The organism is Streptomyces sp. SPB074 (genome assembly GCF_000154905.1).
In the GTDB taxonomy this organism is placed as follows: Bacteria; Actinomycetota; Actinomycetes; order Streptomycetales; family Streptomycetaceae; genus Streptomyces.
The window spans coordinates 676,549-698,822 of sequence record NZ_GG770539.1 but is presented as its reverse complement, the minus strand read 5'-3'; the positions used below and the strand labels follow the sequence as shown (position 1 = coordinate 698,822).

19 protein-coding genes and 2 pseudogenes are annotated in these 22,274 nt (G+C 73.1%); 13 read left to right on the top strand and 8 right to left on the bottom strand.

The window, feature by feature from the left end:
• From SSBG_RS02870 to SSBG_RS02855, 4 genes are all read left to right on the top strand, one after another.
• Positions 1–305, top strand: a 305-nt coding sequence (locus SSBG_RS02870; protein ID WP_234010321.1) for a DUF742 domain-containing protein, incomplete at its 5' end; no start/stop codon positions are given.
• Positions 306–393: 88 nt separating this feature from the next.
• Positions 394–960 (top strand): GTP-binding protein, encoded by a 567-nt coding sequence (locus tag SSBG_RS02865; RefSeq protein WP_008744731.1) that lies wholly within the window; start codon positions 394–396, stop codon positions 958–960.
• The gene (locus SSBG_RS02860; RefSeq protein ID WP_037868806.1) at positions 957–2,228 is read left to right on the top strand and encodes a cytochrome P450; all 1,272 of its coding nucleotides are present in this window, start codon (positions 957–959) and stop codon (positions 2,226–2,228) included. The genes SSBG_RS02865 and SSBG_RS02860 overlap by 4 nt, the downstream gene beginning before the upstream one ends.
• Positions 2,192–3,421: a cytochrome P450 family protein gene (locus tag SSBG_RS02855; RefSeq protein WP_008744729.1), complete on the top strand. Its 1,230-nt coding sequence runs from the start codon at positions 2,192–2,194 to the stop codon at positions 3,419–3,421. Before SSBG_RS02860 ends, SSBG_RS02855 begins: the two co-directional genes overlap by 37 nt.
• Positions 3,422–3,675: 254 nt before the next feature.
• Here the strand turns inward: SSBG_RS02855 and SSBG_RS02850 are convergent, their stop codons facing one another.
• Positions 3,676–4,062 (bottom strand): STAS domain-containing protein, encoded by a 387-nt coding sequence (locus tag SSBG_RS02850; RefSeq protein ID WP_420790259.1) that lies wholly within the window; start codon positions 4,060–4,062, stop codon positions 3,676–3,678.
• Between the two features lie 298 nt (positions 4,063–4,360).
• Positions 4,361–4,894 (bottom strand): MarR family winged helix-turn-helix transcriptional regulator, encoded by a 534-nt coding sequence (locus tag SSBG_RS02845; protein WP_008744727.1) that lies wholly within the window; start codon positions 4,892–4,894, stop codon positions 4,361–4,363.
• Positions 4,895–4,993: 99 nt separating this feature from the next.
• Here SSBG_RS02845 and SSBG_RS02840 point away from each other — a divergent pair, with 99 nt between their 5' ends.
• Positions 4,994–6,163, top strand: a complete 1,170-nt coding sequence (locus SSBG_RS02840) for a PP2C family protein-serine/threonine phosphatase (RefSeq protein ID WP_008744726.1) — start codon at positions 4,994–4,996, stop codon at positions 6,161–6,163.
• A gap of 68 nt (positions 6,164–6,231) precedes the next feature.
• Here the strand turns inward: SSBG_RS02840 and SSBG_RS02835 are convergent, their stop codons facing one another.
• Positions 6,232–7,338, bottom strand: coding sequence for an ATP-dependent DNA ligase (locus SSBG_RS02835; RefSeq protein ID WP_008744725.1), 1,107 nt, complete (start codon positions 7,336–7,338; stop codon positions 6,232–6,234).
• A gap of 92 nt (positions 7,339–7,430) precedes the next feature.
• Here SSBG_RS02835 and ligD point away from each other — a divergent pair, with 92 nt between their 5' ends.
• Positions 7,431–8,444 (top strand): non-homologous end-joining DNA ligase, encoded by a 1,014-nt coding sequence (gene ligD, locus SSBG_RS02830; protein WP_008744724.1) that lies wholly within the window; start codon positions 7,431–7,433, stop codon positions 8,442–8,444.
• Positions 8,445–8,447: 3 nt separating this feature from the next.
• Positions 8,448–9,509: pseudogene (locus SSBG_RS02825) on the top strand (ABC transporter permease); the annotation flags it as partial.
• Positions 9,510–9,591: 82 nt separating this feature from the next.
• Here SSBG_RS02825 and SSBG_RS02820 read toward each other — a convergent pair.
• Positions 9,592–11,817: an OmpL47-type beta-barrel domain-containing protein gene (locus SSBG_RS02820; protein WP_420790332.1), complete on the bottom strand. Its 2,226-nt coding sequence runs from the start codon at positions 11,815–11,817 to the stop codon at positions 9,592–9,594.
• Positions 11,818–11,862: 45 nt separating this feature from the next.
• Positions 11,863–14,421: a ThuA domain-containing protein gene (locus SSBG_RS02815; protein ID WP_008744720.1), complete on the bottom strand. Its 2,559-nt coding sequence runs from the start codon at positions 14,419–14,421 to the stop codon at positions 11,863–11,865.
• Between the two features lie 197 nt (positions 14,422–14,618).
• Between SSBG_RS02815 and SSBG_RS02810 the strand changes: the two genes are divergently transcribed.
• From SSBG_RS02810 to SSBG_RS02795, 4 genes are all read left to right on the top strand, one after another.
• Positions 14,619–15,701, top strand: a complete 1,083-nt coding sequence (locus SSBG_RS02810) for a multicopper oxidase domain-containing protein (protein WP_037868800.1) — start codon at positions 14,619–14,621, stop codon at positions 15,699–15,701.
• A 174-nt stretch (positions 15,702–15,875) separates the two neighbouring features.
• On the top strand, positions 15,876–16,661 hold the full coding sequence (locus SSBG_RS02805; RefSeq protein ID WP_008744718.1) for a VOC family protein: 786 nt from the start codon (positions 15,876–15,878) through the stop codon (positions 16,659–16,661).
• Between the two features lie 65 nt (positions 16,662–16,726).
• The gene (locus tag SSBG_RS02800) at positions 16,727–17,956 is read left to right on the top strand and encodes a cytochrome P450 (protein WP_008744717.1); all 1,230 of its coding nucleotides are present in this window, start codon (positions 16,727–16,729) and stop codon (positions 17,954–17,956) included.
• 97 nt (positions 17,957–18,053) lie between these two features.
• Positions 18,054–18,323, top strand: a complete 270-nt coding sequence (locus SSBG_RS02795; RefSeq protein WP_008744716.1) for a WhiB family transcriptional regulator — start codon at positions 18,054–18,056, stop codon at positions 18,321–18,323.
• 141 nt (positions 18,324–18,464) lie between these two features.
• Here the strand turns inward: SSBG_RS02795 and SSBG_RS02790 are convergent, their stop codons facing one another.
• Both SSBG_RS02790 and SSBG_RS02785 read right to left on the bottom strand, forming a co-directional pair.
• Positions 18,465–19,454: an acyl-ACP desaturase gene (locus SSBG_RS02790; RefSeq protein ID WP_037868798.1), complete on the bottom strand. Its 990-nt coding sequence runs from the start codon at positions 19,452–19,454 to the stop codon at positions 18,465–18,467.
• A gap of 271 nt (positions 19,455–19,725) precedes the next feature.
• Positions 19,726–20,139, bottom strand: a complete 414-nt coding sequence (locus SSBG_RS02785; protein WP_008744714.1) for an SsgA family sporulation/cell division regulator — start codon at positions 20,137–20,139, stop codon at positions 19,726–19,728.
• A 156-nt stretch (positions 20,140–20,295) separates the two neighbouring features.
• On the opposite strand from SSBG_RS02785, the gene SSBG_RS02780 reads away from it, so the two are divergent.
• Both SSBG_RS02780 and SSBG_RS02775 read left to right on the top strand, forming a co-directional pair.
• Positions 20,296–20,988, top strand: a complete 693-nt coding sequence (locus tag SSBG_RS02780; protein WP_008744713.1) for an endonuclease V — start codon at positions 20,296–20,298, stop codon at positions 20,986–20,988.
• An 82-nt stretch (positions 20,989–21,070) separates the two neighbouring features.
• On the top strand, positions 21,071–21,931 hold the full coding sequence (locus SSBG_RS02775; RefSeq protein ID WP_008744712.1) for an alpha/beta fold hydrolase: 861 nt from the start codon (positions 21,071–21,073) through the stop codon (positions 21,929–21,931).
• Positions 21,932–21,995: 64 nt separating this feature from the next.
• On the opposite strand, the pseudogene SSBG_RS02770 reads toward SSBG_RS02775, so the two are convergent.
• Positions 21,996–22,274, bottom strand: a pseudogene (locus SSBG_RS02770) (saccharopine dehydrogenase); the annotation flags it as partial.

Sequence of the window (22,274 nt, the reverse complement as noted above, 5' to 3'; positions counted from 1 at the left end):
CCGGGCTCGCAGTCCCCACCCGGATCGGCGTGGAGCGCACGACGCTGCTGCACGCCGATCCCGGTGCCTCCCCCGCGGGGCTCGACGCGGCGGCGCGCCGCCTCCTCGCGCTCATCGAGGACGAGGGCACGCTCTCCGTCTACGAGTGCGCCGCGCAACTGGGGCTGCCCTACGCCGTCGTCCGCATGATGGCCGCCGCGCTCGCCGCGAGCGGCGCCGTGCTGACCCGCGAGTCCCCGGCCCCCGCCCAGCTCCCCGACCCCGCACTCCTGGATGTGGTGCTCCATGGCCTCCGTGCCCTCTGACCTGGCCCCCCGGCCGGGCACCCCGGCGTCCGCCTCCGGCACCCCGGCCCCCACGCCCGTCGCTCCCGCGGACACCCCCGCGCACGAGCTGCCGGTCCCGGTGAAGATCGTCGTCGCCGGGCCCTTCGCCGTCGGCAAGACGACCTTCGTCGCCGCCGCCTCCGAGACCGCCCCGCTCACCACCGAGGAGGTGCTGACGCAGGCGGGCGAGAGCGTGGACGACCTCTGCGGCGTACGGGGCAAGACCACGACGACCGTCGGTGTGGACTTCGGGCGCCTCACGTCGCGCCCGCCGCAGCCCGCCGAGCACCCCGGCGCCGTCCTCTACCTCTTCGGCGCGCCGGGGCAGGAACGCTTCCGGCTGCTGTGGGAGGAGCTGACCTACGGGGCGATGGGCGTCCTCGTCCTCGCCGACACGCGGCGCCTGGACGCGAGCTTCGACGTGCTCGACCTCGTGGAGCGGCGCGGGGTCCCGTACGCCGTCGCGGTCAACCAGTTCGAGGACTCGCCCGCGCACGGCCCCGAGGCCCTGCGCGCCGCGCTCGACCTGGAGGAGTCCACGCCGCTCGCGGTCTGCGACGCGCGCGACCCGCGCTCGGCGCGGCACATGCTGATCATGCTTGTCGAGCACATCCGTGAGCTGGTGGAGAGTTGAGCAACCGATACGTCCCCGGCGCCACCGCGCTGTACGCGCCCGAGTTCGCCGCCGACCCGCACGCCGCCTACGCGCGGCTGCGCGCCCGGCACGGCGCCGTCGCCCCGGTGGAGGTCGCGCCGGGCGTGGGCGCGCACCTCGTCCTCGACTACCGGGCGGCCTGGGAGATCCTCACCGACCGGGACGCGCACTGGTCCAAGGACCCGCGCCCGTGGGAGGCGAGCCTGCCGGACACCCCCGAGGCACAAGGGGTGCTCGGCATGATCGGCTACCGGCCCAACGCGCTCTTCACCGACGGCAGCGTCCACGACCGCTTCCGGCAGGCGGTGAGCGACTGCTTCCGGTTGATCCAGCCGCACCGGCTGCGCGCGACGGTCACGGAGATCGCCGACGACCTCGTGCGCAAGTTCGCCGCCGAGGGCCGCGCCGACCTCGTCGGGCAGTACGCGCGCCCGCTGATGGCCCGCGTCATCAACAGCCTGTACGGACGCTCGGACGCCTCGGGCCGTGAGCTGGACCGCATCCTGACGACCCTCGCGAACGCGGTGGGCGCGGACGCCGTCGCGGCCAACGAGCAGTTCGGCGGCTACATGAACGAACTCATCACAGCGAAGTACGAAAGCCCCGGCGACGACCTGCCCTCCTGGCTCATCGGGCACCCCGCCCAGCTCGCCCCCGAGGAGGTCGTGCAGCACGTCGTGCTTACCCTCGGCGCGGGCAACGAGCCCTCCGCGAACCTCATCAGCAACACCACGGCGCGGATGCTCACCGACGAGCGCTACTACTCCTCGCTCACGGACGGCGCGCTCTCCACCCGCGAGGCGCTCGCCGAGGTGCTGCGCACGGACCCGTCGATGGCGAACTACGGCCCGTACTTCGCGACCCGCCCCGTGCGCTTCCACGGCACCTGGATACAGCCCGCCGAACTCGTCCTCGTCTCGTACGCGGGGGCCGGCTCCGATCCCACCGGGCTGCCCGCGCACGCCGACGAGCGCTCGGACGGCGGCGCGCACCTCGGCTTCGGCGCGGGCGAGCACCGCTGCCCCGCCGCCGATCCGGCGCTGCTGATCGCCGCGACCGCGATCGACCGGCTCCTGACCCTGCTGCCCGGCCTGGAACTGGCGGTCCCCTTCGACGCGCTGACCTGGCGCCCCGGTCCCTTCCACCGGGCCCTGGCCGCGCTGCCCGTCACCTTCGGACCCGTCCGACCCGATCAGCCAGGAGTCACCCCGTGGACCAGCTCCAAGCCGTCCCCCTCGATCCCGTAGGCGCCGACATCCCGGCCGAGGCCGCCCGGCTGCGCGCCCGCGGCCCCGTCGTGGAGACCATCCTGCCCGGCGGCATCCCGGCCTTCGCGGTCACGCGGTACGACAGCCTGCGCGCCCTCATCCTGGACCCGCGCGTCAGCAAGGACCCGCGCGCGCACTGGGACCGCTGGCCGGAGGCCGCGACCAACCCGGAGTGGGGCTGGATACTCGGCTGGGTCGGCGTCGTCAACATGCTCAGCACCTACGGGGTCGACCACAGCCGGCTGCGCAAGCTCGTCGCGCCCTCCTCCACGCACCACCGCACCGAGCGGCTGCGCGGCAGGGTCGAGGAGATCGTCTCGCGCCTCCTCGACGAGATCGAGGCCGTGCCCGAGGACGAGGTGGTGGACCTGCGCGCCGCCTTCGCGCGGCAGCTCCCGATGGAGATCATCTGCGAGCTGTTCGGCGTGAGCGGGGCCCACAAGGCGGAGCTCGTCACGCTGCTCGACGACTTCATGGACGTCTCGCGCCCGGCCGAGGAGGCCATGGCGACGCTCGCCCGCCTCTACGCGGTGCTCGGCGAACTCATCGAGACCAAGCGGACCGCGCCCGGCGACGACCTCGCGAGCGACCTCGTGAGCGTGCGCGACACCGACGGCGACCGGCTCTCGGACGACGAACTGCGCGACACGCTCCTGCTCGTCATCGGCGCGGGCGTCGAGACGACGGTCAACCTCATCGGCAACGCGGTCTTCGCCCTGCTCACCCACCCCGAGCAGCTCGCGCGGGCGCGGGCGGGGGAGCTGGCCTGGGAGCGGGTCGTCACCGAGAGGCCGCGCTGGGCGCCGAGCATCGCGAACCTGCCGGTGCGCTTCGCGATCGAGGACATCCAGGGCCCCGAGACGGGCGGCGTCCTCATCCCTGGGGGCAGCGCGATCCTCACGATGTACGCGGCGGCCAACCACGACCCCGCGCACTACGGGGACACCGCGCACCTCTTCGACGCGCACCGCGACTCCGGTGACCACCTCGCCTTCGGGATCGGCGCGCACCGCTGCATCGGCGCGCCGCTCGCCCAGCTGGAGGCCGGTGTCGCGCTCCCCGCCCTCTTCGCCCGCTTCCCCGGACTGCGCCTCGCGGACCCGGACCCGCGCCAGGTGCCGACGTTCATCGCGCACGGCTGGGCCGAACTGCTCACCCACCGCACGGCCTGAGTCCCGCCGCCCAACGGGCCGGGGCCCCACCCCCGGCTCGCGGGCCGCCGCGTACCTCCCGCTACGCCCCGCCCCACGCTCCGTGCGCCGTCTTCCGCCGCCGCTCGCGGCGCAGCACCGCACGGCGGCACGCTTCTCCCGTGACCGCCTCTGCCGCGACCGCTCAGGCCGGTGGGTGACCGCTCGGGCCGGTCGGCGATTCCCGCCCCCGCCGCGACCCGCCCCGCCCGTCCGGCCCCTCCCCGGGCCCGTCCTCAGCCCTGTTCCTGGTGCCAGTCCCCGTCCGTGACCGCCTGCGCGACGTCCGCCGTGAACCGCAGGTACGCCCGTGTGCCCGTCACGTCGAAGAGGCGGAGGAGCACGTCGTCCAGCGGGCCGGCGAGCAGCAGGCGCAGGCCCGCCTGCTCGTGCAGGGTGTGGGCCCGCAGCAACACCCCGAGCACCGTGGAGTCCGCGAAGGTCGTCCGCGAGAGGTCCACCACCGTGCGCGGCAGCCCCGAGCCCAGGGCTCCGGTGAGCGCCCCGTCGAGTGCCTCCGCCGTGTCCAGATCGGCTTCTCCCACCAGCCGCACCACCCGCGCCCCGGGGATGTCCGCGTGACTGACGGCCTCGTCCGGCATGGTGGCGCCCTTCCTGGTCACGTCACGCGTGGTGCGCGGCGTCGGCAACTGTTGCCCTCCGGCAAACATTAGCGGAGCGCCGTGGTGCCCGGTAGCGGGTACCGGCATGTCATCGTGAACCGCGGTCGTCGGCTGACCAGGTGTCAGCCCCTGCCGCCGTCCCCGGACACTTGCCGTTTGACAACAGTGCGCCCGAGGAAACAATCTGAGCCCCGACAGGACCGCCATGCCCGATCGGTGGCGCGCGGGCCGAGGCGAACCGGAGGTCACAAGCGTGTACTGGTCCAGGGGGCCGTTCCCGCACGACGGGGGGCGGCGCTCAGGCGGTGTCGGCCGTCCCGTCCCGCATGGGCCCCTCGCCCGGGGAATCCGCCTGCCGCTCCCCGCCCCAGTCGGCGGCCTCCCAGTCGGCGGCGTCGAGGAACCCCCCGAGACCGCGCGCCAGCGCGTCCCTGTCGGCCTGCGGCATCCGCTCCAAAATCTCCAGGAGCGCGCTCTGCCGCCGCGCCCGCAACTGGTCCAGGTACCGCGTCCCGGGCGGGGTGAGCCGCAGCTCCACCTCGCGCCGGCTCGACCGGCTCGCCGCCCGCTCCACGTAGCCGAGTGCCTGGAGCCGGTCGCACAGCCTGCTCACCGAGGACGGCGCCGCGCCCAGCTCCTCGCCGAGCGTGCGCAGGTTGATCCCGTCCTCGCGGTCCAGGATGTACAGCACGCGCAGCTGCGAGACTGAGACCGGGGCCGTGGGCGCCAGGTCGCGCCCCTTGTGCCACATCACTTCCAGCAGCTCGATGACCTCCCCGGCCACCCGTGCCGCGGCGGCCCGGTTCTCCTGGGTCGCCGCCTCGGCTCGCATGTCCTCAACTCTGACACTCCGCAGGGCTCCTGTCAGTCGCTGGGGCATGGTGGTCCGGCTTCCCTTCTCCCGATCTCCGAGACAGGTGGTACACAAACGGTGGACAGATTCGCGGCGGTGGAACGCGCCCTGCGCAAGGCCCCTCCCCATGCCCTGCTCGACGCGCTGCGGACGGCGCTCCGGGCCCGGTACGGGGCCGTGGGCGCTGATCTGCTCATGGCCGACTACGCCATGACCATACTCCAGCCCGTCGAACCCCCGGTGCTCCCTCCGGAGCCGCTGTCCGCCCACCTGGGAGCGCCCGGGCGCGCCTTCGGAGCCCAGCAGCCGTACGCGGAGAACTCCGGCGAGCGCACCCTCGTCCACGTGCCGGTGACCGTGCGTGGCGACCGGCTCGGCATCCTCACCGTGCGGCTGCCCGAGGGCGGCTACGACGAGGAGATGGCGGCGGAGCTGGCCGACATCGGCGAGGTGCTCGGGCACGAGATCCTCGTCGCCGAACGCGACACCGACCTCTACCAGCAGGCCCGGCGCGCCCGCCGCCTCACCCTCGCCGCCGAGCTCCAGTGGCAGCTGCTCCCGGGCCGCTCCTGCTCCCGTCCCGAGTACGCGCTCGGCGCCCAGCTGGAGCCCGCCTACGCGATCCGCGGCGACAACTTCGACTGGTCCGGCTCGGCCGAGACGCTGCACCTCTCCGTCACCAACGGCACGGGCGAGGGCATCGAGGCGGCACTGCTCACCAACCTCGCCGTCAACGCGCTGCGCAACGCGCGCCGCGCCGGTCTCGGCCTCGCCGACCAGGCCGCCCTCGCCGACCAGGCGATCTACGGCCACCACCAGGGCGGCGTGCACCTGTCCACGCTCCTGCTCCGCTTCGACCTCGCGACCGGCGACGCCGAGGTGGTGGACGCGGGCTCGCCGCAGTTGTGGCGCCAGCGCGACGGCGTCACCGAGCGGATCGAACTCGACGCCCAGCTCCCGCTCGGCATGTTCGAGGACACCGTCTACACCGTCCAGCGCTTCCGGGTCCTGCCCGGGGACCGGCTCTTCTTCTTCAGCGACGGTGTCTACGAGGCCCTGTCCCCGGCCGGCGAACCGTACGGCAAGCGCGCCCTGGCCGCCGCGATGACCGGCACCCGGCTGCTGCCGCCCGCACAGGTCCCCTACGCCGTGCTCAAGGAGCTGGCGACCCACCGGGGCACGGTCACGCAGGACGACGACGCGATGGTGCTGTGCCTGGACTGGCGCGGACGGCAGGCGCCGCTCTAGCTAGCTAGAGGCGGCGGTGCCCGGCGGTGCCCGGCGGGCGGTACGGCGCGGGCGGTACGGTACGCGGCTCAGCCGTCGCCCAGTACCGCCCCCAGCTCGTACCGCACCGGCTCGTCCACCTGCGCGTACGTACAGCTCTCCGGGGTGCGGTCCGGGCGCCAGCGGCGCCAGCGGGCGGTGTGCCGGAAGCGGGCCCTGCCGGAGGCGGCGGAGCCCTCCATGTGGTCGTAGGCGACCTCGCAGACCCGCTCGGGCCGCAGCGGTACCCAGGACAGGTCCTTCGTGCCCGTCCACCGGCTCGGCCCGCCCGGCAGCCGCCCCGCCTCCTGGGCCTCCGCCTCGGCCCAGTGCGCCCAAGGATGCTCAGCCCCGTGCTGTCCGGAGCGCGCTCCCGGCCCGTCCATCCGCAGCGGCTCCAGCTCCTCCATCAGCTCCGCGCGCCGCTTCATCGGGAAGGCCGCGCACACGCCGACGTGCTGGAGCGCCCCCTCCTCGTCGTACAGCCCGAGCAGCAGGGAGCCGACCACCGGGCCGCTCTTGTGGAACCGCAGCCCGGCCACGACGCAGTCGGCCGTCCGCTCGTGCTTCACCTTGAACATCACCCGCTGGTTCTCCCGGTACGGCAGTCCCGGCGGCTTCGCGACGATCCCGTCCAGCCCCGCCCCCTCGAAGCGCCCGAACCACTCCCCGGCCACCGCGCGGTCGTCCGTCGCGGGCGCGAGGTACACCGGCGGGGCCACCCCGGCGAGCACCCCTTCGAGCCGTTCCCTGCGCTCGCGCTGCGGGCGCGCGACCAGGGACTCCTCGCCGAGCGCGAGCAGGTCGAAGGCGACGTACGAGGACGGCGTCGTCCCCGCGAGCAGCCGCACCCGCGAGGCCGCCGGGTGGATGCGCTCGCTCAGCGCGTCGAAGTCGAGCCGCCCGCCGCGCGCCACCACCACCTCCCCGTCGAGCACGCACCGCCGCGGCAGCCGCTCCCGCAGCGCCTCGACCAGCTCCGGGAAGTACCGCCCGAGCGGCTTGCCCGTGCGGCTGCCCAGCATCACCTCCTCGCCGTCCCGGAAGACCAGGCAGCGGAAACCGTCCCACTTCGCCTCGTACTGCATCCCGGCCGGGATCTCGGGCACGGCCTTCGCGAGCATCGGCTTCACCGGGGGCATGACAGGCAGGCGCATGGCCCGATTGTGTCCCGGTACGGGGTGTACGCGCATGACGGACGCGTACGTGCCGATATGCGGCGCACGGCGCGTCCGCCTACCGTGGCGCCATGGCGGACGAAGCGGAGGAGCTGACGGGGGGCGGGCGCACCGTGCGGATCAGCCACCCCGACAAGATCTACTATCCGCGCCCCGGCTACACGAAGCGGGACGTCGCCGCGTACTACCTCACGGTCGGCGAGGGCATGACCCGGGCCCTGCGCACGCGGCCCACGACCCTGGAGCGCTACCCGGAGGGCGTGGAGGGCGAGTCGTTCTTCCAGAAGCGCGCCCCGAAGAACCACCCCTCCTGGCTGCGCACCGCGCGCATCTCCTTCCCGAGCGGCCGGCACGCCGACGAACTGTGCCCCGAGGAGCCCGCCGCGATCCTGTGGGCCGCGAACCTCGGCGGTCTCGTCTTCCACCCCTGGGCCGTACGCGCCGACGACACGGACCATCCCGACGAGCTGCGCCTCGACCTCGACCCGCAGCCCGGCACCGGCTTCGCCGAGGCCGTCGCGGTCGCCGTCGAACTGCGCGGGCTCCTGGAGGAGCTGGGCCTGCGCGGCTTCCCGAAGACCTCCGGCGGGCGCGGACTGCACGTCTTCGTGCCGATCGAGCCGCGCTGGGACTTCACCGGGGTGCGGCGCGCGGCGATCGCCGTGGGGCGCGAGCTGGAACGCCGGATGCCGGGCAAGGTCACGACGCACTGGTGGAAGGAGGAGCGCGGCGAGCGCATCTTCCTCGACTACAACCAGAACGCCAGGGACCGCACCATCGCCGCCGCCTACTCGCTCCGCGCCCGCCCGCACGCGCCCGTCTCGGCCCCGCTCACCTGGGACGAGGTCCCCGACGCCGACCCGCGCGACTTCGACCTGCGCACGATGACGGCCCGCTACCGCGAGCGCGGCGACGTGCACGCGGACATGGACGCGCGCCGCTACTCGCTCGAACCCCTCCTCGACCTCGCGGCCCGCGACGAGGCCGAGGGCCACGGCGAGCTGCCCTACCCGCCCGACTACCCGAAGATGCCGGGCGAGCCCTCCCGGGTGCAGCCGAGCCGTGCCCGGAAGGAGACGGGCTGAGCCATGGCCGATCCCGGCAGCCCCCGCCCCGGCGCCCACCCCGACCACGCGCACCGCCCCTCCGCCCGCGAGCGCTGGGCGGACTTCCGCACCTCGCCGTACCGGCCCGCCCTCGTGCTGTGCCCCCTGACCGCCGCCGGGCTCTTCGCCGGCTCGTACACCTACCAGATGGCGAAGCCGACACCGGGCCACGTGCCCATCGCCGTCGTCGGCGAGCACCGCTGGCCGCAGGGACTGCGGTTCGTGGACGGCATGGAGCGGGCGCCGAACGCGGGCCTGAGCCTGCATCCGTACCGTGACTACGGGGACGCGCGCGACGCCATCGAGGAGCAGAAGGTCTTCGCGGTGCTGAGCCGCGACGGCGGGCGGGCGCGGCTCGACCCGTCCGGCGCCTCGGGCGCCTCGGTCGCGCAACTGCTCGCCTAGGCCGCGCCCGAGGTCGGCAAGGAGACGGGGACGCCCGTGACCGTGCGGGACGTCAATCCGCTCCAGTCGGGGGACCCGCGCGGGCTCGCGCTCTTCTACATCTCGCTCGCCGCCGTCATCGTGGGCTTCGTCGGCGCCATCCAGCTCAGCGTGCACGCCCGCGGCCTCGACCCGCTGGAACGGATCGCGTGCACGGCCGTCTACGCGCTGCTCGGCGGGTTCACCATCGCGGCCGTCGTGGACTGGTGGCTCGGCGCGCTGCACCTGCCGTTCACGCAGTCCTGGCTCATCCTCGCGTTCACGATGTTCACGTGCGGCATGGTCTTCACGATGTTCAACACCCTCGTCGGGCGCTGGGCGATGCTCCCGACCTGGGGCGTCATGGTGCTGCTCGGCAACCCCTCCTCGGGCGGCGCGGTCTCCTGGCCGCTGCTGCCCTCGGTCCTGGGGCACATCGGCCAGTGGCTGCCGCCGGGCGCCTCGGTCAACGCGCAGCACACCGCCGTGTACTTCCGCGGCCACCAGCACGTCTTCCCCTACCTCGTGCTCGCGGCCTGGGCACTCGTCTCCTGCGCCGTCTTCTGGATCTGGCGCCACCGCCACCCGGGCGGCCGCACGCCGAAGGCGGCCGCGCACGCCGCGCGAGAGAGAACGGAGCGGCGACGGTGGGGGTGCCACCGCCGCCGCTCCCGGCTGAACCGCGCCGCGCGTGCGCGCCGGACTACAGCTCCTGGATACGGATGTCCCGGTAGGAGATCACGTCGGAGGTGCTGTGTACCTGGAGACCGACGTAGCCGGAGGCGTAGCGCCGCCCGTCGGTGCCCGGGTCCCCGGACCGGGGCGGCTCGAAGAGCTGGCCGCCGGTGTTGTCGAACTCGTTGATCAGCACCCCGTTGCGGAAGATCTGGAAGTGCTGGTCGACGGCCCGGATCTCGTAGTCGTTCCAGGTCCCCTTCTCGGTGACCTGGGCGCCCGCGAGGCCGACCCGGTCGAAGCCGTACACGGACCCGGTCTTGTACATGTCCCCGGAGGGGGAGTCGAAGATCTGGATCTCGTGCCCGTAGTTGATCGCGACCCACTCGGGCCGCGACTCCTCCGGGTGGTCGTGGACGTTCGGGAAGCGGACGAAGACCCCGCCGTTGGCGTTGGTGGTGCCCGGCCCGTCGTCACGGAAGCGGAGCTTGAGCGAGAAGTCGTCGAACTTCCGCTCCGGGAACCACAGCATCCCCATGCCGTCCACGTCGGTGGAGCTGGTGATCGAGCCGTCGTCGTTCAGCGCGAACTTGCCGCCGCCGACCTGCTCCCACTTGGCGAACTGGGCCTGCGAACCGTCCATGAGGTCCTTGTAGCCGGTCGTCTGCCCCGGCGTGCCGATCCCGGACGCCTTGGCGGCCTGGTTGATCGCCTTGCGCTCGCGCTTGTCGATGACGTTCTCGGCGCGCAGCTCGTCGAGCACCTTGGTGACGTGCTTGAGGAACAGCGCGTGGGAGGACCAGTCCTTCTCGTCCTCGATGCGCTCGTTGATCCGGCAGCGGTTCTCCGTGATGCGGTTGGGCACCCCGGTGTCCACCGTGCCGACGAAGACGGTCTTGCGCTCGTCGAACTCGGCGCAGCCCGGCGCGGGGACGCCGCCCCCGGCCGCGACGGTGAAGGCCACCTGCCGCGCCTCGGAGGTGTTGCCCGCCTTGTCGCTCGCGCGGTAGTCGACGGTGTGCCGGCCGACGCGGTCGACCACGACGGGCTTGCCGTAGGCGAGGTAGGGGCCCGCGTCGAGCGAGTACTCCACCTTGTCGACGCCGGAGTCGTCGTCGGTCGCGTTCAGGGTGAGCTTCGCCGAGGCGAGGTAGGCGCCGTCCGAGTTCTTCGAACCGGTCACCTCCGCGCCCACCACGGGCGCCGTGGTGTCCTGCGCGGGCGGCTCGACGACGGTGAACGAGACTGTCTTCTCGGCCGCCGCGTTGCCCGCCTTGTCGGTGGCCCGGTAGCGCACCACGTGCTCGCCCGTCTCATGGACCATGACGGGCCCGGTGTACTCCTGCCAGGCGCCGTCCGCGCCGAGCGCGTACTCGATCTTGTTGACGCCGGAACCGGTGTCGGAGGCGGTGACGGTGACGGTCGCCATCCCGAGGTAGGCGCCGTTCTCGTCCTTGTCGCCGGTGACGGTCGCGGAGGTCTCCGGCGCGTCCTGGTCGTCGGTCGGCGGACCGGCGACGGTGAAGGAGACGGACTTCTCCTCGGCCGCGTTGCCCGCCTTGTCCGTCGCGCGGTAGCGCACGACGTGCTCGCCGACCTGGTCCACGACGACGGGCGCCGTGTACGGCTGCCAGGCGCCGTCCGCGCCGATCGCGTACTCGACGGTGTCGACGCCCGAGCCCTCGTCGCTCGCCTCGATCGCGACGGAGGCGGAGCCGACGTAGGCGCCGTCGGCGTTCTGGTCACCGCTCACCTTCGCCGAGGTGGTGGGCGCGGTGGTGTCCTCGCCGCCCCCGCCGTCGGTCACCACGAGGGTGCCCTCCATCGAGAGGTGCCCCGGGATCGTGCAGTGGTAGCGGTAGGTGCCCGGGGTGAGCACGACGTCGACGCTGTGCTTGCCGCCCTCGGCGTCCGAGGGGTTGGCGAGGATGTTGACGTTGACGTCGTTGTTGTAGTCGGGGCTGGAGACGTCGAAGGTCAGCGTGTGCGGCATCCCGGTGGTGTTGCCGGTGGCCGCGCTGTTCTCGAAGACGATCGTGGCGGGCCCGGCGACCGCCTGCTCGGGCGCGGAGACGTAGTGCGTGATGTCGTCGCCCGCGCTCCAGTTGAGCACCTGCGCCGCCTTGGGCGCGGCGTCCTTCTCCGGCTTCGCGGTCTGCCGGGCGGCCGTGGTCCCGGCCCCCGTGTCGCCCGTCGCGCTCGTCGCGCTCAGTCCGAGGACGAGCCCGAACGCGGCGAGCAGGGTCAGCAGCAGCCGGGGAGCCCGGTGCCGCGCTCTCGTACGTCGTGTGCGCACTGCTTACCTCCTCACCAGCTGGTCGGCGGCGGGGGTGGGGCCCCCGCCCTTGTAGGTCACGCGCCACAGCGCGGAGTGGCTGTCCGAGGTGAAGAAGCCGCGCCCGTAGTCGAGGACGTAGAGCGAGCCGTCCGGCGCGAACTTCCAGTCCATCAGGTTGCGGATGCCCTTGTCGCCGACGGGGATGATCTTCTTCAGGGACTCGGCGTGGACGGGCAGCCCGCCCTCGCCCTGCGTCTTCGGGTCCATGAGCACCGCATGCCGGGGCTGCGTGTCGTCGTAGAAGTCACCGACGAACCACTTGCCGTCCCAGTACTGGGGCCACTTGACGGAGCTGGCGCTGTTCTCGTCGTACCGGTAGACCGGGCCGTCCATCGTGGCCTGGCCACCGCCCTTGAGCCACGGCAGCTTGTACGTGGCCTCGCTCTGCTTGTAGGAGGGCACTCCGGCCGCGTTGCGCGGGTAGTCCGGGCCGCCGCCCTGGGGCGAGTACCAGATGTTGTTGCCCGTGACGGGCGGGAGGTTGACGAGCCCGTCGTTGTTCGGGGACTCGTTCTTCGGGTGGTCGCAGTCGTACCAGCCGAGCGGCTTGCTCGGGTCGGGCAGGTTGCGGTCGCGGTAGGGCTGCTTGTTGCCCATGCAGTAGGGCCAGCCGCGGTTGCTCGCCTTCGTGATGACGGCGAAGGTGTCGTACTTGGCCGGGCCCCACGTCTCGCTCGGGGCGCCCGCGTCGGGGCCGACCCAGCCCGCGTAGAGGGTGTCGGTCTTCTTGTCGATCGAGATGCGCGCGGGGTTGCGGACGCCCATCACGTAGATCTCGCCGCGCGTCTTGCCGCCGCCCTCGGCGGTCTCCTTGCCGGTGAAGAGGTTCCCCTCGGGGATGGTGTAGGTGCCGTCCTGCTCCGGGTGGATGCGCAGGATCTTCCCGTTGAGGTTGTTGGTGTTGCCCGCCGTGCGGCGGGCGTCGGCGAAGGAGACGCCCTTGTAGTTGGGCTGCGGGTTGTTGCCCGAGTAACCGTCGCTGAACTGGGAGGAGTTGTTGTCGCCCACGGCGATGTACAGGTTGTCGTGGGAGTCCCAGGCGAGGCCGCCGCCGGCGTGGCAGCAGGAGTGCACCTGCACCGGCCAGGAGAGCAGGACCTTCTCGGAGGAGAGGTCCAGCTTGTTCGTCTTCTTGTCGAGAGTGAAGCGCGAGACCTGGCGGGTCGCCATCTGCTTGTCGCGGTCGAGCTTGGAGTGCGGCGTGTAGTGCAGGTAAACCCAGCCGTTGTCCTCGAAGCGCGGGTCCAGCGCGATGCCGAGCAGCCCCTCCTCGACCTTGACCAGCTCGTCGCCGCCGCCCTTGTTGCCGAAGACGGAGAGCTTCCCGGCGAGCGTGACCTGCTTGGTCTTCGGGTCGTAGACGTGGATCTCGCCCTCGCCCTTGCCGACGTCGGGGTCGTTCCAGTCGGTCACGACCGGCTGGCTCCCGTCCTTGCCGCCGCGCCCGATGTAGAAGACGCGCCCGTCGGGGGCGGTGACGAGGCCGTGCGGCTCGCCGATCTGGTCGTTCTCCCCGGCCTTGTTGGGCTGGGTCAGCCGCTCGGCGACGTAGTTGGACGCGATCGTCGCCGCGCAGTCCGCCTGCACGAGGCGCGTCGTCCACAGCAGGGCCCCGCGCAGGTGGGCGCGGAAGTCGGTCTCGGCGAAGCTGTCCGCCGTACCGCCCATCGCGGAGTAGAAGGACCGTCCGCCGTCGTAGTCGCGGCACCACGAGACCGGGTGGTCCGCGCCGTTGGCACCCGCGCCCGGGGTGTACGTGGACTCGCGGACCCGGGCGACGGTGTGCACCTTGCCGCTCGGGTTCGTCTGCCAGTTGAGCCACTTGTCGGGGTGCTTCCACTCCAGCGGCAGGTCCTTGGTCGCCGGGTTGAGCCGGTCGCCGACCTCGACGGTGGCGCGCTGGGCCTTCGCCCCGCTGCCCTCGACGGGCCGCGCCCCGATGAGACCGGTGTACCAGTCGGAGTACGGCTCGGTACGCGCCGCGTCGTTCAGGCCGACGAAACCGCCCCCGGCCTTGATGTACGACTCAAGACCCGCCTCCTGCTCGGCGTTGAGGACGTCCCCGGGTCCCGTGAGGAACACGACGGCGTTGGTCTTGCCGAGCTTGGTCGCGTTGGTGAAGACCTTCGCCTTGTCGGTCGCCTCGATCGTGAAGCGCTGGCCGGCGGGCCCCGACTGGCCGATCTTCTCGATGGCCTCGATCCCCGCGTTGACGGCGGGGGACTCCGGGGCGGTGCTCCCGGTGTAGACGAGCACCTTCACCTCGTCCCCGCCGGGCGGCGAGGGCAGGGCGAGCGTGGCCTTGCCCGCGGCTCCGGCGGGCGGCCCGGTGAGCAGCCCGGTCGCGAGCGCGGCCGAGGCGAGGACCGCTGCCCCCGCGAGCCGTGTCCGCCTGCGGGCCCGGAGGCGGGCGGGTGATGTCGTGGTGGCGCCGTTCTTCGTGGGGGGTGCGGAGTGTCGGGCTGTTCTCTCGGTGCCGAACACCTGAGCCGGTGTCCTGTGGTGCGGCGTGAACCGCATGTGGTCCTCCACCCTCGTCAGTCGCAGCAACAGCGCCGCCGAAGCTAGACCCCTTTGCACGGAAGGCCAATACCTATGACCTGAATGGCACAAACTTTGTCCTCATCGTGGATAAACGAGGGCGGCCCGGCTACTGTGTGGCCGTCCCAGGGGCCCAAGGGGTCCGGCAAGTCCCCGCATCGGAACAGGAGTTCGTAATGGCTTCGACGGACGAGGGCCCGGGAGCGCGGCGCATCGGGCGGCGCTACCTGCTCGGCGGAGCAGCCGCCGCGGCGGGTCTCGGCGTGGTCGGCGCGAGCGCGACGGGCGGTACGGCAGCGGCCGCCGTGACCGCGCCGACGGCACCCGCCGGAGGCGAGGTGCGCCGCATCACGATGTACGCCGAACGCCTCACGAACGGCCAGATGGGCTACGGCCTGGAGAAGGGCAAGGCGAGCATCCCCGGCCCGCTCATCGAGCTGAACGAGGGCGACACGCTGCACATCGACTTCGAGAACACGATGGACGTCGACGCGAGCCTCCACGTCCACGGCCTCGACTACGAGATCTCCAGCGACGGGACCCGCATGAGCGGCAGTCACGTCCCGCCCGGCGGCCACCGCACGTACACCTGGCGCACCCACAAGCCGGGCAAGCGCGCGGACGGCACCTACCGCCCCGGCAGCGCGGGCTACTGGCACTACCACGACCACGTCGTGGGCACCGACCACGGCACCGGCGGCATCCGCAACGGGCTCTACGGGGGAGTGGTGGTGCGCCGCAAGGGCGATCCGCTGCCCGACCGCACGTACACGATCGTCTTCAACGACATGACGATCAACAACCTCAAGCAGGGCCCCGACTTCGAGGCCGTCGTGGGCGAGCGCGTCGAGATCGTCATGATCACGCACGGCGAGTACTACCACACCTTCCACATGCACGGTCACCGCTGGGCGGACAACCGCACGGGCCTGCTCACCGGCCCCGAGGACCCCTCGGCCGTCATCGACAACAAGATCGTCGGGCCCGCCGACTCCTTCGGTTTCCAGGTCGTCGCGGGCGAGGGCGTGGGTGCCGGGGCGTGGATGTACCACTGCCACGTCCAGTCGCACTCCGACATGGGCATGGCCGGGATGTTCCTGGTCGCGAAGGAGGACGGCACCGTGCCGGGGCACGAGGGCCACGGGATGAAGAAGAGCGGGGACAGCGGTACGGGCGGGGGAGCGGCGACGGGAAAGGGCGCGGCGGCGGACAAGGGCGTGGCGTCCGGGGCGGGCGCGCACGCGGGGCACGGCGGCTGACCGGGGTCTCGCGCGGGGCCGACGGGGCGCCTCGCGCGGGGCCGACCGGGGGGCCCGCGCGGGGCTCCCGCTCGTCGCGCGCCGCGCGGGCGCCGGTGCCAGACTTGGGAACACGGCGTCCGCCGTGCCCGTACCCCGTGGCGGCGGGCTCACGACGCGAGCGAGGGAACCGCCATGCTCAACAGCGCGCACTACGCGGACGGCGAGCCCGTCTGGCTCGAACTCTCCACGCCCGGCCTCGACCGGGCCGAGCACTTCTACGCCGGGCTCTTCGGCTGGTCGCTGCGGCGCATGGGCCCGGACCGGGGGAACTACGGACTGTTCACGCTAAACGGCAGAACCGTGGCCGCCGTCATGCCGGCCCCGGCCGACGAGGTGCCGCCCGCCTGGACGCTCTACTTCAAGACACCCGACGCGGCCGCGACCGCGCGCTCGGTCGTCCAGCACGGCGGCACGGTGACGACCGGGGCGACGGACGTCATGGACCTCGGCAGGCTCGCCGCCTGCACCGATCCGCAGGGCGCCGCCTTCGCCGTGTGGGAACCGGGCACCAACAAGGGCCTCGAACTCGTCACCGACACGAACGCCTTCTTCTGGGCCGAACTGGAGAGCACCGAGCCCCCGGCCGCCGTCACCTTCTACGGCCGGGTCTTCGGCTGGGAGACGACGACGATGCACATGGAGGGCGGTGACTACCTCATGCCGCACCCCGCCGGAGGTACCCCCGAGGACATGTTCGCCGGGATCGCCCCGCTCGGCACCCCCGCGGGCGGGCGCGGACCGTACTGGCTCCCGTACTTCAACGTGTCCGACTGCGACGCGACGGCGGCGCGGGCCCTCGCGGGCGGCGCGGTCGCCGACCTGGAGCCGTTCGACATCCCCGGCGTGGGCCGCATGGCACGCTTCGCGGACCCGCACGGCGCCGTCTTCGCGGTCATGACGCCGAACCCGCGCGGCTGAGGGGCCCCGCGCCCACCGGTACGGCCCCTGGCCAACCGCGCTCGCGCGCCTCTACCGTCCTTGCCATGCCCGCCGCCTCGCGTCCCCTCGCCCCCACCGGCTTCGACCACGCCGACCCCGCCTTCCTCGCCGACCCCTACCCGGCGTACGCCTCCCTGCGCGCGGCGGGACGCGTCCTGTACTACCCGCCGAGCCGCCAGTGGCTCGTCCCGCACCACGCCGACGTCTCCGCACTCCTGCGCGACCGCCGCCTCGGCCGGAGCCACCTGCACCGCTTCACGCACGAGGAGTTCGGCCGCACCCCGCCCCCGGCGGCCCGCGCGCCCTTCCACGAGCTGAACGACCTCGGGATGCTCGAACGCGAACCGCCCGACCACACCCGCGTCCGCCGCCTCGTCGCGCACGCCTTCACCCCGCGCACGGTGGCGGCGCTGCGCCCCTACGTGACCGGGCTGGCCCGCGACCTCGCCGCCACGCTCGCCGAGCGCGGCGGCGGCGACCTCCTCACCGAGGTCGCCGAGCCGCTGCCCGTCGCCGTCATCGCCGAACTCCTCGGGGTGCCCGCGGCCGACCGGCCCCTCCTGCGCCCCTGGTCGGCGGCGATCTGCGCGATGTACGAGCTGAACCCGTCGCAGGAGACGGCACGGCGCGCGGTCGCCGCCTCCGCCGAGTTCTCCGCCTACCTGCGCGCTCTCCTCGCGGACCGCGCGCGCCACCCCGGCGACGACCTCGTCTCCGCCCTCGTCGTCGCCCGCGAGGCGGGGGACCGGCTCAGCGAGGCGGAGATCGTGGCGACCTGCGCGCTGCTCCTCAACGCCGGGCACGAGGCCACGGTCGGCTCGACCGTCAACGGCTGGCACGCGCTCCTCACCCACCCCGGCCAGCTCGCCGCGCTCCGCGCCGACCCCGGCCTCGTCCCCTCCGCCGTGGAGGAACTGCTGCGCTTCGAAACGCCGTTGCAGCTCTTCGAGCGCTGGGTGCTCGACGACATCGAGATCGGCGGTGTCACGATCCCGCGCGGCGAGGAACTGGCCCTCCTCTTCGGCTCGGCCAACCACGACCCCGCCGTGTTCACCGCGCCAGGGCGCCTCGACCTCGGGCGCCGGGCGAACCCTCACGTCTCGTTCAGCGCGGGCATCCACTACTGCCTCGGCGCCCCGCTCGCCCGCCTCGAACTCACCGCCTCGCTCGCCGCACTGCTCGACCGCGCCCCCGGCCTCCACCTCGCGGGGGAGGCGAAGAGGCGGCCGAACTTCGTGATGCGGGGCTTCGAGAGCCTGCCGGTCGGCGTGTGAGGCGGGCGGGCACGAGCCGCCTTGTCCAGCCTCGACACGCCGCCCGGGACCCGGCGTTGAGCGCGCGTTGATCGTTTGTTTCCGGCCGCGCGGCACGATGCTCCGCATGAACGATCACGGCGACAGCACGAGCACGGGCGAGGAACCCGCGGACTGGCAGGGCACCGCCCTGTGCGCGCAGGTCGGCCCGGACTTCTTCTTCCCCGAGCCGGGCGGTTCGGTCCAGGACGCCAAGCGCGTCTGCCGCTCGTGCCCGAGCCGCCGCGCCTGCCTGGAACACGCCCTCGCGCGCGACGAGCGCTACGGGGTCTGGGGCGGCCTCTCGGAGAAGGAGCGCGGCCGCCTGCGGAAACTGCGCGGGGCGTGAGGAACGGGACGGGAGACGCGAGGCGGGAGCGGGGGAGGGGGACGGGGACGCGAGCCGGGCGGGGGCTCACCCGCGCCCCCGCACCCCGGCCCCGCCCGCCGGTCCCCGCCCCCGTGTCCCGGTCGCGTTCCGCGCTGTCGCTCAGTCCTGAGCCGCCGCCTTGGCCGCGATGCGTTCCTTGCGGGCCGCGAGCCTCTCGTCGAAGGCGCTGGCCTTGTCGTCCAGCTCGCCCATGAAATAACCCAGCTCCTCCTGCGCCTTGAGCCCCTCGGGCCCGAGCCCGTCGCGGTCGAGGACCTTGAGGTAGCGCAGCACGGGGGAGAGCACGTCGTCGTGGTGGATGCGCAGGTTGTAGACCTCGCCGATGGCCATCTGCGCGGCCGCGCGGCCGAAGTTGGGGATGCCGTGGCCCGGCATCCGGAAGTCCACGACGACGTCGCGGATCGCGGAGAGCGCCAGGTCGGGGGCGAGGTCGAGCGAGGCGCGCAGCAGGTTGCGGTAGAAGACCATGTGCAGGTTCTCGTCCGTCGCGATGCGTGCCAGCATCCGGTCGCACACCGGGTCGCCCGACTGGTGGCCCGTGTTGCGGTGCGAGACGCGCGTGGCGAGTTCCTGGAAGGCCACGTAGGCGACCGAGTGGAGCATCGAGTGCCGGTTGTCGGACTCGAACCCGGCGCTCATGTGCTCCATGCGGAAGCGTTCGAGCGCGTCCGGGTCGACCGCGCGGCTCGCGAGCAGGTAGTCCCGCATCACGATGCCGTGCCGGGCCTCCTCGGCGGTCCAGCGGTGCACCCACGTGCCCCAGGCGCCGTCGCGGCCGAAGAGCGCGGCGATCTCGTGGTGGTAGCTGGGCAGGTTGTCCTCGGTCAGGAGATTGACGACGAGAGCGGTCCTGCCCACCTCGGTGACCTTCGACTGCTCCGGGGCCCAGGGCTCGCCGTCCACGAAGAACTCGGGGAAGTTCCTCGCCTCGCCCCAGGGCACGTAGTGGTGCGGCATCCAGTCCTTCGTCACCGAGAGGTGCCGGTTGAGTTCCCGCTCCACCACCTCCTCCAGGGCGAGCAGCAGCCGGCGGTCGGTCCAGTCGGCGCTGAGGTCGTCGGGGGAGCGGCGCGGGGACACCAGACTCACGGATTCTCCTGGGGACGGAGGGGTGAAGAGCGGACGCAGGCGGCACCGGGCGCACGACGCGCACGACTACCTACGGACCCGTAGGTTACGACACCGTAGGTTAATGAGATGTAAGTGCGTGGCACGGACTCTGTGTGCGGGGCGCGAGAGCGGGGTAGAGAGGTGAGCTCAGATCCCCCGCAGCCCGCAGCCCGCAGCCCGCAGCCCGCAGCCCGCAGCCCGCAGCCCGCAGCCCGCAGCCCGCAGCCCGCGCCGTCCGCCGCTCCCGCCCTCAGCCCTCCCGCATGAGCGCCGCCAGACACCGGTCCAGGTCCACGGTGATCCGTTCCTCGCCGGGTGCGACGACCCCGGCCGTCCGCTCCAGGAAGCCCCGTACCTCCGCGCTCGGCAGGTGCACGACGGCCATGCCCTCGGGCGCGTGGAACTCCACGATCAGCCGCTCCCAGCTGTGCGGGCGCACCCGCACGTCGCCCGTCCCCGCGGGCCCGGTGAGTCCGTCGCGCAGGAGTTCGCGCGCGAACGTCCAGCTGACCTCCGTGCCCTCCAGCGTGGCGGAGGCGGGGAAGTCCACGCGGACCGCGAACGGGTCGCGGGCGTCGTAGTGGAACGTGGCCTCGACGATGGGAAAGAAGGCGGCGGCGGCCACGACATGGGCCTTGACAGCTTGTTCGATGGTGAGGGTCAACGCCTGCTCCCCTGATTGTCGACGGGCGGGACTGCGGCCGTACACCAGTGAGAGACGCCGGAAGCCCCCGTTCAGTGGCCGGGCGGGGACAGTGAACTTCGTCACCGCCCGCCCGGAAACCGCGTACCCGCAGGTTGCGGGGGTCACGATGGGAACGTGGAGATCTTGCGCACACCCGCCGACTGGCCACGTACCGAGACACAGGCGCGCGCCGTGCAGGAGGCGCTGCGCGCGCGCCTCGTCCGCGACGAGGCCGGTCCCGCGCCCGGCACCGTCCCGCTGACCGGCGTGGATGTCGCCTACGACGACGCCCGCGACCTCGTCGCGGCGGCGGCCGTCGTGCTCGGCCCCGGTGGCCGCACCGTCCTCGGGCAGGCGACGGCCGTGGGGCGGGTCTCGTTCCCGTACGTCCCCGGGCTCCTCGCCTTCCGCGAACTGCCCACCGTCCTCGTGGCCCTGGAACGCCTGCGCGTTGCCCCCGGCATCGTGGTTTGCGACGGCTACGGCCTCGCCCATCCGCGCCGCTTCGGGCTCGCCGCGCACCTCGGCGTCCTCACGGGGCTGCCCTCCTTCGGCGTCGCGAAGAACCCGTTCCTCTTCACCCACGCGGCGCCCGGCGCCGAGCGCGGCGCCCGCGCCCCGCTGCTGGACGGCACGGAGGAGGTCGGCGCGGCCCTGCGCACCCGCACCGGCGTCAAACCCGTCTACGTCTCGGCAGGCCACCGCGTCACGCTCGACACGGCGTGCGCCCACACCCTCGCCCTGACCCCGCGCTACCGCCTCCCCGAGACGACGCGCCGCGCGGACGCCTTGTGCAGGGCGGCACTCAAGGACGCGGTGGGGAACTGAGGCACGGGCGGGTGCCCTCTCGCGGAGCCGGGGCGCCTAGCGTGGGGACGCCACTCGCCCTCGCTGCCCGGGAGTCCGCCGCATGACCGCACCCCGCCCCCTTCCCCTGGAGGACGTCACCCTCCGCCGCGTCCCCGTCAACGGGGTCACGCTCAACGTCGCGCTCGCGGGTTCGGGGCCAGCCGTCCTCCTGCTCCACGGCTTCCCGCACACGTGGGAGCTGTGGCGCGTCGTCATGGCGGGCCTCGCCGACCGGTACACGCTCATCGCGCCCGACCTGCGGGGGCTCGGGGCGAGCGACAAGCCCGCGGGCGGCTACGACGCGGGCACGCCAGCCGAGGACGCCGAAGCGCTCCTCGCCGCGCTCGGCGTGACCTCGGCCGCCGTCGTCGGCATCGACGCGGGCACCCCGCCCGCCTTCCTCCTCGCCCTGCGCCGCCCCGCGCTCGTCCGGCGGCTCGTCGTTATGGAGTCGCTGCTGGGACGGCTCCCCGGCGCGGAGGACTTCCTCGTGGGCGGCCCGCCGTGGTGGTTCGGCTTCCACGCGGTGCCGGGGCTCGCCGAAACCGTCCTGGAGGGCCACGAAGCCGCTTACACCGACTGGTTCCTGACGGAAGGCACCCTCGGCGAGGGCGTCCCCGGCTGGGCGCGCGACGCCTTCCTCCGCGCCTACACCGGTAAGGAGTCCCTGCGCGCCGCTTTCGCCCACTACCGCGCGCTCCCCGAGAGCGCCGCCCGCATCGCCGAAGCGGTCGCCACGACCCGCCTCACGGTCCCGGCCCTGGCGCTCGGCGCCCACCCGGTCGGCGGGGCGCTGGAGGGGCAACTGCGCGGCTGCGCGGACGATGTGACGGGCGGCCTGGTCGAGGGTTCGGGGCACATCATCCCGCTGCACCGGCCGGAGGCGCTGCTCGGACGGCTGCGAGGGTTTCTGGCGGGGTGAGGGGACCGCAGGTCACGCCCGCGCCCGCGACCCCGCTCGTCTCGCCCGCGTCCCCGGCTCCCGCTCAGCCCTCCCGCCGTGCCGCCTCCCTGATCACCAGCCCCGACCTCCGCAGGCGCTCCGTGAGCGTCTCGCCCATCGCCGCCGCCGGTGTCAACTGGCCGGCCAGCGCGGGGAGGTCGTCCAGGGCGAGGCACAGGGCCGACTCGCTGAGGATGCGGGCCGTCTCGTCGTAGCCCGGGTCGCCACCCCGCACCTCCGTGTACACGCGCCGGCCGCCGCCCTCGCCGATGAAGCGGACCGAGAAGGTGCTGCGGGCGCGGCGCTCCGCGCTCGGGCCCGT